This window comes from Roseofilum sp. (genome assembly GCF_982964205.1).
Map to the genome: position 1 here is coordinate 1 of NZ_CEZBFX010000007.1, position 16441 is coordinate 16441.

Here is a 16441-nt window from a genome sequence, read left to right on the forward strand (position 1 = left end):
TTTTTCTCTTCTGCCAGGGTCATAGGAATTACAGGACGTTGTACACAGGATGGGAAAGTCTCCAATTGTTTAGGATACCACGATCGAGCTACAGTTTCTCAGAGCAAAAATTGGTCGTTTTAAATCTGGCACTGAATTCTAAGCTGAGATTGAAGAATTTTGTATTTGCCAAAATTGAGCGACTCGCGCTTGCCATTGAGGCCAAAAATGGCTCATTTTTTGAGGTTCAAATAATGTGACATGGGCTAGATTGGGAGTGGAGAAAATCAGTAAAGCATGAGTAATTTTTAAGTCGTTGGGTGGAAATTGAGAAAACCTAGGAAATGTTAAGTTGGAGTGAGCAAGCGTAGATTGGGAATATCTAAAAAATCTTTCACATTGTGAGTAACCAAGGGCAGATCGTGGCGTAACGCAGTTGCTGCAACCCAGGCATCTTGGGGCGAAATCGGCTTTCCTATTCTTTGGCGATTTCCCCGAATCTTTGCCCACTGAAGACACAGGAGTTGATCGCTGGGAATGACCAAGTAATTAGACAAATACGATTCTAATTGTAGCTGTCGGCGATCGCCCCACTGACGAAGTATGGCCCATTGAAACAGTTCAGCTACAGTCATAAAAGAAAGAGCTAATTGATGACCCATCAAAAGCGGCATATAGGGTTGGGCATAATCACTACCCTTGAAGATAAAAGAACTGATATCTATATCAATTAAAATCACCGTCATACGATACCTTTTTAACTCTGTGTGTTTCTGGGATTAACTATCCGAATTTCTTTCCCTTTGTTCCCTAAGAAACTTTAAAAAATCTTCAACTGTATCTTCTTCTGGCCAAAACTCAGCTACCCATTCCTGGGCATCCTGAAATGTTCTCGGATGTTGATGTTTCATTAACTGAGATAGAGATACTCCTTGCCAAAACTCAGCATTCTTGTTTTCCAGATCGCTGATCTCATCAGAAGACCTGTAATGAGCTTGTAACCGGCTTAGAAGCTGCTCTTGTTCTTGCAATGATAACCGATTAATCGCTTGCATAACTGCTTCCATTTTTGGACTCATTTTAATAAAAAAATAACCTAATTTTCTTCATGATAACTCAAAAGAATTGATAAGACTACTGTAGGATGTTATCCAGTTGGCTTGGGTCAACCCTAATTGAGTTAGAGTTTATGTCTTCTTTGATCAAAAAATCTACTGATCGCCCGATCGCGACCTCCCTTACTCAGAAATCAGAACCCTTTGCCAGCAGAGAGCCAGACCTTTGTGGGACTCCAGAAGGGTTAAAATTGCTCAAAAGCTCTTATCCACGTTACCCTAACCAGTTAGGGTTAAAAAAAATGACCCATTTCCCAGATAATGGGGTAATAGAGTAGGGGTATCTTACAATATCTATTTGGTGTTTCCCGCCCTAGAGCGGATACGGGAAACCTCCCCCCTAGTCGGAATCATATTCATGTCGGCGATAGCCGAAATACATACCCAAGGGAATAAGGATCGTAGAGGAACCTCCAATATGTACACCCAGGTTAAATCCAACATTCGTCGTGTCACTGTACCAGAAACAGAGCCAGCTAATGGCATAGATGGGGAAACCCTGAAGGCGATCGCCGCAGAACTGGTCACCCAAGAGATGGATTCTCCAGACCTATCGTCTGCTCCCCCAGTCATTGAGAAAGGGGGCGAGGGGCGGAAAATTATTAAAATTGTGTACATCGTCATGGAGGCACAATACCAAAGTGCCCTTACCCAAGCGGCTCAAACGATTAACCGCAGTGCAGCGAAACATCAAAATCAAGTGGGTATAGAACTGAGCGGGTACTTAATTGAAGAGCTACGCAACCCGGAAAACTATGCCGAGTTTGAGCGGGATATGAAGACGGCTAATATCTTCATTGGCTCCTTGATTTTCATTGAAGATTTGGCCGATCGCATTGTAGCTACAGTTGCCCCCCATCGCGATCGCCTGGATGCCGCGGTGATCTTTCCCTCCATGCCCCAAGTAATGCGCCTGAATAAGCTCGGTAGCTTTAGCATGGCGCAATTGGGGCAATCGAAGAGCGCGATCGCCTCGTTCATGAAAAAACGTAAGGAATCGAGCGGTTCCTCCTTCCAAGACGGAATGCTCAAACTCCTGCGTACCCTGCCCAAAGTCCTGAAATACATGCCCATCGAAAAGGCTCAGGATGCACGCAACTTCATGCTCTCGTTCCAATATTGGCTGGGTGGCTCTCCGGAAAACCTGACCAACTTCGTGCTGATGTTGGCGGATAAATATGTTCTCGATAGCGAGCAGAAACTGAGCTACTCTGACCCGGTGGTCTATCCAGACCTGGGCATCTGGCATCCCATGGCCCCAAAAATGTTTGAAGACCAACAGGACTATTTTGACTGGTACAACAGCCGGGATGATATTTCTGACGACCTCAAAGACCCCCTCGCTCCCTGTGTCGGTATTGTCTTGCAGCGCAGCCACCTGGTGACCGGGGATGATGCCCATTATGTGGCTATTGTTCAAGAACTCGAATCTAGAGGAGCCAGAGTCATTGGGACATTCGCCGGTGGTCTCGACTTCTCCAAACCGGTGGATGCTTATTTCTGGAATCAACGCACGGAAAAACCCATCGTTGATACGGTAATTTCCTTAACCGGGTTTGCCCTCGTCGGCGGGCCAGCTCGGCAAGACCATCCGAAAGCGGTAGAGAGCCTCAAGCGCCTCAACCGGCCTTACATGGTGGCTCTACCCTTGGTTTTCCAAACGACGGAAGAGTGGGAAGCCTCCGAGCTGGGACTGCACCCGGTACAAGTGGCCCTTCAGATTGCCATTCCTGAACTGGATGGAGCTATTGAACCGATTATTTTATCGGGAAGAGATGCAGCCACTGGAAAGGCGATCGCCCTCCAAGATAGGATCGAGTCGGTTGCTGCTCGTGCCCTCAAATGGGCTAACCTGCGGCGCAAACCCAAACTGGATAAGAAAATCGCCATCACGGTTTTTAGCTTCCCCCCCGATAAGGGTAATGTGGGAACAGCAGCTTATTTAGATGTATTTGGCAGTATCTACGAAGTGGTTCGCGCCCTGCGAGATAATGGCTATGATATTGGCGAACTGCCCGAATCGCCCAAAGATCTGATGGAAGCAGTGATCCACGATGCCAGCGCCCAATATGCTTCCCCAGAGTTGAATATTGCCCATCGCATGTCCGTGGCGGAATACGAGCGCCTGACTCCCTACTCCGAGCGTCTAGAGGAAAATTGGGGCCCGCCTCCGGGACATCTCAATAGCGATGGTCAAAATCTGTTGGTATATGGGAAACACTTCGGGAACCTGTTTATCGGAGTACAGCCTACGTTTGGTTATGAAGGTGACCCCATGCGGTTGCTGTTCTCGCGCTCTGCGTCTCCCCACCATGGCTTTGCGGCTTACTACACTTATCTGGAGAGAATTTGGGGCGCGGATGCAGTGCTGCACTTCGGAACCCATGGCTCCCTAGAATTCATGCCTGGGAAACAGATGGGGATGTCAGGCGAATGCTACCCCGATAATCTGATTGGTTCGATTCCTAACCTCTATTACTACGCGGCGAATAATCCTTCCGAGGCTACGATCGCCAAACGCCGAGGTTATGCGGCCACTATTTCCTATCTCACGCCTCCAGCGGAAAATGCAGGCTTGTATAAAGGGTTAGCCGAACTGAGCGAGTTGATCGGTTCCTATCAACAGCTTAAGGACACCCCCAGGGGCGAACAAATTGTGCTGACAATTATCGAGAAATGTCGTCAAGTGAACCTGGATCAGGATATCCCAGCCCTGGTAGGGGCGGGTTCACCAACATCTGGGGGACAAGACCAAACAATTGCAGAACCCGCCCCCGCCCTATCGTTGGAAGAACGGGATAATCTCGTGGGTCAGGTGTACAACAAACTGATGGAGATTGAGTCGCGCTTGTTACCTTGTGGCTTGCATGTAGTTGGGAAACCTCCGACAGCGACCGAGGCGATCGCCACTTTGGTCAATATCGCCAACATCGATCGCCCCGAAGACGGCATCGAAAGCCTGCCCCGGATCGTCGCCCGCAGTATCGACCGCGACATCGACCAAATCTATGAAAGCAGCGATTTAGGGGTACTCGAAGACGTAGAACTCTATAACAACATTGTTCAAGCCACCCGCGCCGCCGTCACTGCCCTGGTGGAAGAACAAACCAACGCTGAAGGTCGGGTCTCCTTAGTTTCTCGGTTGAACTTCTTCAACATGGGTAAAAAAGCACCATGGATTGCCAAACTCCATGACTTGGGTTACACCAACGTGGACGAACCGGCCCTCAAGACCCTGATGGAATATCTAGAATTCTGTCTCGAACAGGTCTGCGCCGATAACGAACTGGGTGGTCTCTTGTCCGCTCTCGAAGGTCAATATATCCTCCCTGGGCCCGGTGGTGACCCCATCCGTAACCCCGACGTACTGCCCACCGGTAAAAATATTCACGCCCTCGATCCCCAGTCCATTCCCACTGAAGCAGCCATCAAGTCAGCCAAAAAAGTGGTGGATCAACTCCTGGAGCGCCATAAAGCCACCAACAACGGTCAACTCCCCGAAACCATTGCCACCGTTCTCTGGGGAACCGACAACATCAAAACCTTTGGCGAATCTCTAGCGCAAATCCTCTGGTTTGTCGGCGCTAAACCGGTTCCCGATGCCTTGGGACGGGTGAATAAGCTAGAGTTACTTTCCCTAGAAGAATTGGGACGACCTCGGATCGATGTCGTGGTCAACTGTTCTGGAGTCTTCCGGGATCTGTTTGTCAATCAAATGGCGCTGATGGATAAAGCCGTGAAAATGGCTGCTGAAGCGGACGAACACCCAGAAATGAACTTTGTCCGCAAACATGCCATGCAGCAAGCCGACGAATTAGGCATTAACCTGCGTCAAGCGGCCAGTCGGGTTTACTCGAATGCCAGTGGTTCCTACTCCTCCAACGTCAACCTGGCGGTAGAAAACTCCTCGTGGGAAGAAGAAACTGAACTGCAAGAGATGTATCTCAACCGGAAATCCTTCGCCTTTGATGCCGATAATCCTGGCATCATGAAGGAAAGCCGTCAGGTGTTCGAGTCTTCCCTCAAGAGTGCGGAAGTCACGTTCCAGAACTTAGACTCTTCTGAGATTAGCTTGACCGATGTTTCCCACTATTTCGACAGCGACCCCACCAAGGTGGTGAGTTCCCTGCGGAAAGATGGTAAGCAACCTGCTGCCTACATTGCCGATACTACTACCGCTAAAGGTCAAGTGCGCTCCTTGTCCGAAACCGTGCGCCTGGATGCGCGGACAAAACTGCTCAATCCCAAATGGTACGAGGGAATGCTCTCCCACGGCTATGAAGGGGTGCGCGAGTTGTCCAAGCGCCTGGTGAATACTTCGGGATGGAGTGCGACTGCGGGAGCGGTGGACAACTGGGTGTATGAGGAAACCAACGACACCTTCATTAAGGATGAGGCTATGTGTCAACGGTTGCTCAACCTCAATCCCCATTCCTTCCGTAAGGTGGTTAGCACTCTCCTAGAAGTGAATGGTCGCGGATACTGGGAAACTAGCGAGGAAAACCTCGACCGTCTGCGCCAGTTGTATCAGGAAGCAGAAGACCGCATTGAAGGAATTGATGATTAGATTGGGTTAATTCTCACGTCATCTGAGCATAATTGCGAATCATTGGGTAGAGACAAGGCGTACCTTGTCTCTACGTTTTATAGATCGTAGTGCATTGTTTCAGCTAAAATAGTGCATTTAGAGAAGGATGGGGAGGAATAAACCCATACCCTAATCCGTTGTTGCTATTGAAGTCATAACAAATAATTAAAGCAATTAAACACAATACTGCTGTTGGCAAATCAGGAAAAATAGAAGTTTATGCTCCTGAATTACCCGAAGGTCAAAACATAGAGGTCATTATTTTAGTCGATTCTGTCACTGAAGATACGACAGAATATTTATTTTCTACAGAAGCCAATAAAAAACAATTATTAGAAGCAATGGAAAGAGTAGAAAAGGAAGAGGGTTTAGTTGTCATTACTGAACAAGAATGGCATGAGAAATATAGTATTTGATCCCCAAGCATTTGAACAATTTAATCATTGGGCAGAAGAAAACCCTAAAGCCTACCAAAAAATTGTTATATCAAATCCCAAAACTCACGCTACACATCCATCCCTGTGTCCCTGCGTCAATCATCTGTAGCACACATCTAAGGATTTGATATAAAATGGTTTTAGCGTAATTTTGGAGCGATAAGAATGATTCAACCGGTAATTTTAGAGAAATTAGAGACATTACCAGAGTCTCTACAAATCGAGGTATTGCACTATATTGAATTCTTATCAGAACGGTATATAGAGAAAAAAGTCGAGCCAGAAGTGCAACAAAAAAAGCGACGAGCAGGATTGTTAAAGGGAAAAATTTGGATGGCAGAAGATTTTGATGCCCCTTTGGAAGATATGAAGGATTATATGTAATGCTACTCGATACTCATACGTTGTTGTGGTTTCTAGCTGATGACCCTAAGTTGCCATCAAGGGTCAAAAGTAGCATAGAAAATGCCGATCGGGTTAGGGTCAGTATGGCGACTGTGTGGGAAATTGCTATCAAAATTTCAATTAAAAAGTTGAAATTAGATTTTGAGTTTATGGAATTAGCTGATTTTCTTGCACAGACTGGGATTGAAACTTTAGATATTTCCTTTGCCGATCTTGAGCATTATAGAACTCTACCCCTTCATCATCGCGATCCATTCGATCGCATTTTAATTGCTCAAGCAATCACCAATTCTTTAATGATTGTCAGTGCTGACACGGCTTTTAATGCCTATCCAATTCAGAGGATGTGGACATAAGTTAAGATAAAGATTGATTATTTTAATTTGCCGGGTATGGGTTTATTCCTCCTCGTATTCTCACTCTCTCCCCACCTTGACTAATCATCCAACTCAAACAAGCCATGATTAGCCTAAACATAGATGAAATTCAACAAAATTTATCTGGATTTATCCAATTGATTCAAGAAGGTAATCGATTAATCATTACTCAGGAAGATCGGCCGATTGCTGAAATTCAACCGATATCAACCAACCTACCTCAGAAAACACCTCGTCCTATTGGTTTATGTGAGGGTGAATTTATTGTGCCTGATGATTTTAACGATCCCCTTCCTGAAGAAATTATAAAATTGTTTGAAAATCCATGAAAATCCTCTTGAATACTCATATTTTTCTCTGGCTGATTACGCACAATCGCTAACTGGATGAAAGATGTCGTAATGCTATTAGCAATCAAGATAACGAAGTTTATCTCAGCGTAGTTTGTGTGTGGGCAGCGATGATTAAATATCAACTGGGAAAATTGCCCTTACCAGAATCGCCGGAAATCTACCTTCCAAAACAGCGTGAAAGACACCCGATTCGTAGTTTATCTATTCATGAAAGCGCGATCTCTCAATTATTGTATAATTCTTTATAAATAGTGACGATCGCGCCAGAGAGACCCAGTATTATCATTTAAAGCGCCCTATCATATGTTCGGTTTCAGTCTTTGCGAGCCACCAGTTCGGCAATCTCACCTTCAGAATAGCGAATCGGAATATGTTGGGGACAGTTCTCGCTGTAAGCTTCCACATGGAATAGAATGACTCGCTCTATGCTTGCTGGATAGTTGGGGACTTGTAATTTTTGGGTAAGCTCCGTATCTCCTTCTACGACTTCTGCTCTTCCCCATACCTTCACCCGCTTGCGGTGACGATAGTCCATTAGAAATAAAAAGGCTTTATCATTGCTCGATAGATTACCCACGGTGATGTATTGAGCATTGCCACTAAAATCGGCAAAGCCTAGGGTTTTTTCATCCAATACCTTCAGAAAACCGGGTTCCCCTCCGCGAAATTGGATGTAGGGATAACCATTGGAGCTAACCGTTCCTAAATAGATTCCGTCTAGGGTGACGATAAAGTCGGCTAGTTCGGGAGTAATCGTATCATTACTGGGGCCTTTGGCAACATAGCGCTCATAGGTTTGGCGAGATCCTTATTGTTCTTGTACAGCTTTGACTTCGGGCGTAAAAGCAAGTTGTGCAAATTTGCGAGCCATAATCATCTCCTATGCTGTTTCAATGGTTGCCCTGTCTACTGATTTTCAGAATTTGAATAAATAGAGATGCCTTTAATTATATGAGCGATCGCGCAGTGAAACGGAGTTTTATCGCCACTTCTGCTAAATTAGGATAGGTTAGGCGATCGCTCTTTCGGACTGCGTCAGAGATCAACAAATTTAGCAGGTTCTAAATCCGAGAAGTCGAGTTACTTTAGAACGGTTTCCGTTGACGCAGGGAACGGAAACCCAACCCACTGAAGGCTAGTAATCCTACAATAGAAGAGGGTTCCGGTACAGATTTGGAGGGGTTTCGGATTGCCAACATTACGTCATCAAGGACTAATCCTCCATTGTCTCCTCCAGTATGATCGAAAATTAGATTTGCTGTTGTCAGTTGTTCTACAGTAAACTGCCGAGTAATCAGTCCAGCATCGAGTACAGAAAAAGTTTCTTCAAACAAAGTCCCCAAAGAAACAGTCAGATTATTGTTTTGTGTTCTACCAGGGTTTTGTCCTAACAAGTCAAAACTTAACTCCACAATTTGACCTGGATTGAATGTAAATGCTGTTTTGGAAACAACAGTCCCTGCATTGCGAGTTGTACCATCTAGGTCTAGAAAAAGTCCTTGACTAGGAAAGAAATCAAAGAATCCGTTACCAATCAAATCAACGGAACCATCAACTACATCCCAATTGGCCAAATCAAAATAGTTGAGTTCTCCAACACCACCATTTTCAGCATTAAAGTTATCTTCAAGGAGGATAGTTTGAGCAGATGCTGAAGGAATTTCGGTAGCCAAACCCAGAGTAGTACTGATGCCTACAGCTAATCCGAGTGGTAAGGATTTGATATTAAATAAATTCATACGTTATGACTCCTATACTGAGTATTCAACCACAGAGGCAATCGAAGCCTCTAATAAGTTAGTCAGTTTTTCGGAGCTGATTTTCTGCAAAATCACTGATTTTGTAATAAAACGTTACATTAGGAGCTAAATCTACGAATTCTCAGACTCAGCAAAATCACGGGTAAAATCCCCACGACCACTAATGCTAGAGCTGGGCCGGCTGCTTCGGCGAGGCGTTCATCGGCAGCCAGTTGATAAGTGCGGATAGCAAGGGTGTCGAAGTTAAAGGGACGGATGATTAAGGTGGCGGGGAGTTCTTTCATCACATCCACAAATACCAGGAGAGCCGCCGTTAATAGACTACCGCGTATTAGGGGGACGTGGATGCGCCACAGGGTCTGGGTGACTCCGTAGCCGAGGCTGCGGGAGGCATAGTCTAAATTGGGGGTAATTTTGCCGAGACTCGACTCTACGGTTCCAAAAGCAACTGCTAAGAAGCGCACCAGATAGGCGAAGATCAGGGCAAAAATAGTACCACTGAGGAGTAGTCCCGTAGATATACTGAACGTGGCTTGCATCCAAGCATCGACAGTGTTATCAAAAATTCCCAGGGGAATGAGAATACCGACGGCAATCACGGAGCCGGGGATGGCGTATCCCATGGAGGAGAGTCGCGCGGCACTGTTCATGGGGACGGTGGGGTTTAAGCGCACTCCGTAGGCGATCGCCACGGCTAAAATGACTCCTAACAGGGCAGTCAGACCAGCAAGAATCAGGCTATTCTGGGCATATTCCCAAAACCGACCTTGTAGGGTATCCGGGTTGGCGATCGCCATTTGCAGTAGTAGTCCACCTGGGAGTAGAAATCCACAGCCCATCGGAACCAGACAGGCGATCGCCGCCAAATGTCCTCGTATTCCAGTTAATCGATAGGGTTGAATGGCTCGGAAGCGATCGCCATTTTGGTAATATTTGGCTTGCTGACGAGACCAGCGCTCTAGGATAATTAGGACGAAAACAAACATCAATAAAATAGAGGAGAGCTGGGAGGCAGCTCCATGTTCTCCCATACCAAACCAGACGCGATAGATACCTGTCGTAAACGTATCTACACCGAAATACTGCACCGTCCCAAAATCACTCAGAGTTTCCATTAGGGCTAAAGACAATCCCGCCATAATTGCGGGTCGAGCCAGAGGGAGCGCCACTTTACGGAAACTTTCCCAGGGATTACAGCCCAGGGAGCGGCTAGCTTCGAGGGTACAAGTGGCTTGTTCCAGGAAAGCGACCCGTGTTAATAAATAGACGTAGGGATAGAGAACTAAACTAAGGAGAATAATAGCGCCAACGAGCGATCGCACGGGAGGAAACCAGTAATCTTGCACCGTTTCCCAGCCGAACAAACTTCGCAGCGTGGTTTGCACCGGACCGTAATATTCCAGGAATTCCGTATAGGTGTAGGCTAAAACATAGGCGGGGACAGCTAAAGGGAGCAACAGCGCCCACTCAAACCACCGCTTTCCGCGAAATTCGCACATCGTCACTAACCAGGCACATCCAACACCGATCAGTAATACCCCTGTTCCTACTCCCACCATTAAAGCAAACGAGTTCAACAGATAGCGAGGTAACACTGTTTCCATCAGATGCAACCAAATGTCTCCCGTGTTAGTGAAACTACTGGCAACAACACAGAGAATGGGAGTTGCAATCAACAGAGCGATCGCGATGACGGCGATCGTCCATCCTTTAGAAAACCAGATCATAATTAAGGGCACCTCGTTGAATTCATTAGATTTCTTGCAGAAGTCAGGGAATAGGGATATAGCGCTTTGCGCTAGGGAATAGGGAATAGGGAATAGGGAATAGGCTTTTGGTACATAGCTTTGAGGATTCAACACTGTCCCTCATAACAGCACAAAGCGCTGTAAAAATACAGAATTATTCCATGGCTATTTATTTTCTACCCACTTATGCAAAAGGTCTATTTTTTGAGCAGGGCACGAAGCGCTGTAAGCTTGGTGTTAATTGAGAATTAATCATACTACATTTGAAACTAAAAATATGACCAAACCCCTAGAAAACAAAATTGCCCTCGTCACTGGAGGCAGTTCCGGCATTGGACGCGCTACAGCCTTGGCTTTTGCTGGCAAGGGAGCAAAAGTAGTCATTGGTAGTCCCCAGGTGAAAGAAGGGGAAGAAACAGTCGAACTGATCAAAGAAGCAGGCAGTGAGGGGCTTTTCGTAAAAACCGATGTTACTCAGGCTGCCGAGGTAGAAAGTTTGGTCACTCAAACGGTAGCAATGTACGGAGGTTTAGATTATGCGTTCAATAATGCTGGGACTGAAGGCGTAGTCAGACTTGCCATCGAACAGGGGGAAGAAGATTGGGATTTGATTATCAATACTAATCTGAAAGGAGTTTGGTTATCTATGAAGTACGAAATTCCTCAGATGCTCAAGCAAGGCACAGGGGCGATCGTTAATAATTCTTCTGCACTTGGGTTGAGGGGGGCAAGCAATTTAGCGATTTACAGTGCCAGCAAACATGGAATTATTGGGTTGACTAAATCCATTGCTCTTGAACATGCTCGGGATGGCATCAGGATTAATGTCGTTTGTCCTGGAGCGATAGAAACAGACATGGTTAATCGCATTGTACCAAATCCGGAAGACAAAGCGGCTATGATTGAGCAGCTTTATCCCCTCGGACGTATGGGCTTGCCAGAAGAGATAGCGAATGCGGTGGTTTGGTTATGTTCGGATGAGGCGAGTTTTATCACAGGTCAATCGATAGTAATTGACGGTGGTTTTATGACATAACAGTTAATGATCGTAGGGCTTATTCAAGAGTGTTAGGCAGACTGAACTTGTGTTGTTCGATCCTCACTTTAAACCTCATCAGGGTTAATACCGTTCTCCAGAAGTAAACGTCGAAATCGTTCTGCTCGTTGTCGCTCCCGTTCTTCTGGCGTAGGAATCCAGTTGCCTGAAGCATCATAAAATCGCAACCAGAGGCGATCGACCTTTTGATACGAGCCTTGCCATACTCCTAAACCGACTCCCAGTTCTGCTAACCATAAGCGATTATCTAGTATTTCTAACTCTTGATAGCGCTGATTTTGCAGGTGAAAGGTTCGGAAAGAAGAATTTTGGCGATCGTAAACCACATAATAGGGCACTTGCAGAATTTCTTCATACACTTGCCATTTGGTTGGAGGTTCATCCGGTTCAGCCTCAATTTCTCCCAAGTCTTCTTTTTGGGTACTCGGAGAGAGCAGTTCTACAACAATAAAAGGATTAACACCCTCTTGCCAGATTACATAACTGAGCCGTAAATCCTGTTCTTCATACAATTTGGGGACTCCCACGACTCCAAACCAGTCGGGACGCTTGTATCGCCGCGTATTATTTGGGTCATAATAGATATTGAGATCCATTCCCGAAAATACTTGTTCAGAGGGATAAGTGAACGGTTGAAAGGTTAAGCGCAACAAGGTCGCTTGTAGGGGATGGAACTCGTCAGGCAAACCAGATTCTCCTACTTCTTCACTGGGTAAATCGTACATTGTTGGCAGGGTGGTTTGCTGCTTTTGAGAGAGGTTAACCATATTTGTATTACCTTATGACTTAATTACTTAACAGAGCAAACCTGATGGCAAAGCAGTTCCACTTAATCGATCTAGTTTCCCAACGAAAAGCGCTTAGAGAGCATCTCCAGGGGTTTACAGAAGAGGAGGTGCTTACATGGTTAAAGGCTCATGGGCACTTGGAACAATATTATAATAGTGCAGCGACTCACCAAATATACATCTTCACCTCTAATCTTGGGATAGAAGCTGGTTTCTTCTTCCGTAAAGGTCAAATGATCTTCATAGGTGACGATTGTACTTTTGTATGAACAGATTGAGGATGAAAAAGATATCAATTAGAGTTTTCATTGCTTTAACTAATTTCTAGAATTACGAGATTATTGCAAATGAAGGATTGTCAAAATAATAACGACCTTCAGCTTGGAAGATGCGCTCTAGGAGTTGTTCGATTCCTTGGGCGATAACCACAGTATCTTTTAAACCATACATTATTCTATTTTCAAATAAAGGATGGGTAGCTGAAACGGATTTATCATGAAATATTAATCCTTCATCGATATAACCAATAATAGATTTTCCTAACAATATTAAATTTTCATGGGTGTAACCAATACAGCGTTTATCTTCAAGCTCGATCAAGTGTTGAACTGAAGTAGAAGTTTTGACTTCATTAAATACATAATATTTACACCTATAATATTTATGTACATCATATTTCGTCAAGATCCAACTATGACCGCTGTTTGGGTAAAGCGTCGCTCCATCAAATCGTTCTAGAATTTGAATGTGTGTTTTAGGAAGAGAGTAAATCGATCTAAAGTTTGACCAATCAATCGGTTTCTGCGTGATATGTTCGCGCTCAATATTATCCAATAATCGTTGAAAGTTATCTCTTTCTCGTACAGCCCAACCCACTTCAGGACTCAAGGTTCCTTCCTCTGAATGTTGGCAAACACCGATCAAGCCAGCCAATAGTTCTAGAGAATATTCTTGTTGATTGAATATCAGTTCAAAGGGAACTTGAGAAAGACCTAAAGGTAGGACACGAGGAGAAATACCTTTATTAACTGTAATATCAGAACGTGCGATCGCCAAAATAGGATTTCGTCTTGAAGGTACATTGGTGATTTGATCGCGGAGATAGGGAAATAAATCGGCTAACCAACCGGTAATTACGTCACCACCATACATTTCTTGCGGTTTGTAAATCTGTTGCCAAAATGACAAGGAAGGCTTTCCTGATGCGGTTTTTACGAACTCGTCACAGATGGGTAATAATCGATCCGTCCACCAGCTTAGGTTATATTCAGCCATCATGCGGACGCGATCGCAAATACTCTGCCAATCTTGTACTGTTCCCAATAGGGTAATCTTGGGAATACCGCAGATGCAAAGCATTTCATAATCAAAATATTGACGAAATGTATCCATCATGACGATGCGACTGGCAGTTAGCGCGTTAGGGGTTGTGGTGCTAAAGTTACATTCTAAGAGGTGATAAACTTCTGCTCCAACGCGATCGCGAATCAACAACGTCCACTCATGAACAGCTTTGCTCCACTCGTCTGCTTGTTTGGGAATATCCAATACTTCGATAGTTAGAGTCTCTTTACCTGAATGAGAGACCAAGCGATCGCGCAATTCTTCGGCATGATTGTTAACATGGTGAGCAAATCCTTGAGCGATGGTTATCCAAATGATATCCGGGGTGAGCAATAAGGGACGATGCTCGGAAAACGCCAGATGAACTGCCAATGCTAGGGGATGAATTCCACGAGCTAAAGTATTGTATCGAGTGCTAACCATCTGAAAGCTAGCGTCATGACTAAAGGCTAATACGGGTTTTTCCAATTGGCGCTCAAACTGAGATTTCGCCTCTTGAGTGGGGAGAAGCTCTGTAGCTTGTTCGACTTCATCGACCGAGAAGGAGATTTGGTTGTACTGTTGGTTGAGTATTGGTGCGATCTGTGCCATGGTATGATTCCCCAAAATCTATTTCTATTATATTGCCGGGGGCTTTTGATTGGCGATCGAGATTAAGGTTTATCTGGAGTAATAATGACTCGATTTTTGGCAATAGGTAGAAGCAATTCAATACTCTGAATAAACCCGATCGCCTTTAATCAAGGTATGCGCTTGCCAATCTGCTGAGGGTTGGGGATAATCGTTGCGATAATGACCGCCTCGACTTTCCGTGCGAAAGGCTGCACTTTTGAGTATCCAATAGCCAATATCCAATAAATTAAGGGTTTCCACGGCTAATTTTAATTGGGTTGCTGCCTGCTCAGAGGTGAATTTTACGGGTTCATTGGGAGATAAATGGTTTAAGTATTGGGCGATCGCACGTTCTCTCACCTCAGAACCCCAAGCGCTCACCGTCGCTATTGCTTCCTCTAATAGGGATTGCTGGCGAGAAATGCCCGCACTATGCCACATGAGAGCAGGTAATTGTTGGCGAATGGACTCAAAAAATCCTTGGTCTGCCTCCCAGTCTACAGTTTCCGTTCTTGGAGTGGGAAGGGGAGCATCCGCAACGGTTTCAATCTCTAATTTCTGTAACTGAGCGGCAAATACAATACATTCCAATAAGGAATTACTCGCCAAACGATTCGCTCCATGGACTCCTGTACTGGCTGTTTCGCCGATCGCATATAATCCGGGTACAGAAGTCGCTGCCATCAAATCTACCGCCACTCCTCCCATCCAATAATGGGCGGCTGGCGCAACCGGTATGGGTTCTGCAAACACATCAATGCCCCATTGCTGACACTTTTGGATGATATTGGGAAAACGATAGCGGACTTTTTCTGGGGCGATCGCCCGCAAATCCAGATAAACGTTCGCTCTGACGGGATCGGGGGCTGTTTTCTCCAAATGATTAAAAATTGCCCGACTGACCACATCACGGGGCGCTAACTCCCCTCTGGGGTCATAATCAAAGGCAAACCTACGCCCCTGGGCATCGACTAAATGGGCCCCTTCTCCTCGCACCGCTTCGCTGATCAGAAAATGGGGCGCTCCTGGTTTGCTTAGGGCTGTGGGATGGAACTGGACAAACTCTAAATCCCTCAGAACTGCTCCTGCACGCCACGCTAGGGCTACTCCATCCCCTGTACTCACTGGGGGGTTCGTCGTTTGGGCAAAGATTTGCCCCCCGCCTCCAGTCGCTAAAATCACCGCATTAGCTCCGATCCAGACAATTTGATTTTCCCACAATAAACTAATCCCTTGAATAGCCGCGCCTGGTGCATCTTGCCATAAACTGAGGGCAAAGGCTTGGGAGAGAACTTGAATATTCGGTCGCTCCGAGACTCGAGCCGTCAGAATATCAATAATGGCTCGCCCGGTGGTATCTTGGGAATGAAGAACCCTGGAGCGAGAATGGGCGGCTTCTAGGGTAGTGGCGAGTTTATTGTTTTTGCGATCGAATGCTACACCGAGTTCCAGTAAAGAATGGATCGCTTCTGGAGCATGATTGACTAAAAATTCTACCGCCTGGCGATCGCACAAACCTGCCCCTGCATGTAATGTATCTTCGAGATGCAATTCCGGCGAGTCATCCTCGGCGATCGCGGCCGCTATTCCCCCTTGGGCCCATTTACTCGAGCCTGTGCGAAGTTTATCTTTCGTCACCAGCAAAATCCGATACTGTGCAGGTAAACAGAGGGTGGCATACAGTCCCGCAGCTCCGGAACCCACCACAATAAGATCGAAGGCTCTAGAGGGAATAGGGGGCGTTGAATGGGGGCTGTTCAATCGTTTCTCCCAGATATAAACAGGTTTGGCGATCTTCCTATTCTATCCCCTGGCCACCCTTTAGAAACCGGGTTTCTGAAGCCAGATTTGGGTTGGGAGTCGGAACTTGTCACAGAA

General features: G+C 45.8%; 13 protein-coding genes and 1 pseudogene. 6 read left to right on the forward strand and 8 right to left on the reverse strand.

Annotated elements, in window-relative coordinates; all coding sequences use genetic code 11:
• Positions 1-326: 326 nt before the first annotated feature.
• Positions 327-725, reverse strand: a complete 399-nt coding sequence (locus tag AC3A14_RS03415; RefSeq protein WP_318735218.1) for a type II toxin-antitoxin system VapC family toxin — start codon at positions 723-725, stop codon at positions 327-329.
• Between the two features lie 33 nt (positions 726-758).
• Positions 759-1058, reverse strand: a complete 300-nt coding sequence (locus AC3A14_RS03420; protein ID WP_318734699.1) for a hypothetical protein — start codon at positions 1056-1058, stop codon at positions 759-761.
• A gap of 110 nt (positions 1059-1168) precedes the next feature.
• Between AC3A14_RS03420 and AC3A14_RS03425 the strand changes: the two genes are divergently transcribed.
• The 5 genes from AC3A14_RS03425 to AC3A14_RS03445 all read left to right on the forward strand — a co-directional run bounded on the left by AC3A14_RS03425 (position 1169) and on the right by AC3A14_RS03445 (position 7230).
• Positions 1169-1372 carry a hypothetical protein gene (locus AC3A14_RS03425; RefSeq protein ID WP_318734696.1) on the forward strand — a complete coding sequence of 68 codons (204 nt, stop codon included), beginning with the start codon at positions 1169-1171 and terminating at the stop codon, positions 1370-1372.
• A gap of 257 nt (positions 1373-1629) precedes the next feature.
• The gene (locus AC3A14_RS03430; RefSeq protein ID WP_413039256.1) at positions 1630-5661 is read left to right on the forward strand and encodes a magnesium chelatase subunit H; all 4032 of its coding nucleotides are present in this window, start codon (positions 1630-1632) and stop codon (positions 5659-5661) included.
• A 623-nt stretch (positions 5662-6284) separates the two neighbouring features.
• Positions 6285-6503, forward strand: a complete 219-nt coding sequence (gene vapB, locus AC3A14_RS03435) for a type II toxin-antitoxin system VapB family antitoxin (protein ID WP_318734690.1) — start codon at positions 6285-6287, stop codon at positions 6501-6503.
• Positions 6503-6880 carry a type II toxin-antitoxin system VapC family toxin gene (locus tag AC3A14_RS03440; protein ID WP_318734688.1) on the forward strand — a complete coding sequence of 126 codons (378 nt, stop codon included), beginning with the start codon at positions 6503-6505 and terminating at the stop codon, positions 6878-6880. Before vapB ends, AC3A14_RS03440 begins: the two co-directional genes overlap by 1 nt.
• 104 nt (positions 6881-6984) lie before the next feature.
• Positions 6985-7230, forward strand: a complete 246-nt coding sequence (locus AC3A14_RS03445) for a type II toxin-antitoxin system Phd/YefM family antitoxin (protein WP_318734685.1) — start codon at positions 6985-6987, stop codon at positions 7228-7230.
• Between the two features lie 337 nt (positions 7231-7567).
• Here the strand turns inward: AC3A14_RS03445 and AC3A14_RS03450 are convergent.
• From AC3A14_RS03450 to AC3A14_RS03460, 3 genes and pseudogenes are all read right to left on the reverse strand, one after another.
• Positions 7568-8125 (reverse strand): annotated as a pseudogene (locus tag AC3A14_RS03450) (pyridoxamine 5'-phosphate oxidase family protein).
• Between the two features lie 214 nt (positions 8126-8339).
• Positions 8340-8993, reverse strand: coding sequence for a PEP-CTERM sorting domain-containing protein (locus AC3A14_RS03455; RefSeq protein WP_318734682.1), 654 nt, complete (start codon positions 8991-8993; stop codon positions 8340-8342).
• A gap of 119 nt (positions 8994-9112) precedes the next feature.
• Positions 9113-10741 (reverse strand): ABC transporter permease, encoded by a 1629-nt coding sequence (locus AC3A14_RS03460; protein ID WP_318734679.1) that lies wholly within the window; start codon positions 10739-10741, stop codon positions 9113-9115.
• Positions 10742-11039: 298 nt separating this feature from the next.
• On the opposite strand from AC3A14_RS03460, the gene AC3A14_RS03465 reads away from it, so the two are divergent.
• Entirely contained in the window at positions 11040-11798 is a 759-nt protein-coding gene (locus AC3A14_RS03465) for an SDR family oxidoreductase (RefSeq protein ID WP_318734676.1), read from the forward strand.
• A gap of 68 nt (positions 11799-11866) precedes the next feature.
• On the opposite strand, the gene AC3A14_RS03470 is transcribed toward AC3A14_RS03465, so the two are convergent.
• The 3 genes from AC3A14_RS03470 to nadB form a co-directional block, all read right to left on the reverse strand.
• The gene (locus tag AC3A14_RS03470; protein WP_413039046.1) at positions 11867-12544 is read right to left on the reverse strand and encodes a Uma2 family endonuclease; all 678 of its coding nucleotides are present in this window, start codon (positions 12542-12544) and stop codon (positions 11867-11869) included.
• Positions 12545-12937: 393 nt separating this feature from the next.
• Entirely contained in the window at positions 12938-14542 is a 1605-nt protein-coding gene (locus AC3A14_RS03475; RefSeq protein WP_318731253.1) for a DUF4419 domain-containing protein, read from the reverse strand.
• Between the two features lie 117 nt (positions 14543-14659).
• Entirely contained in the window at positions 14660-16324 is a 1665-nt protein-coding gene (nadB, locus tag AC3A14_RS03480; protein WP_487778909.1) for an L-aspartate oxidase, read from the reverse strand.
• Between the last annotated feature and the right edge of the window lie 117 nt (positions 16325-16441).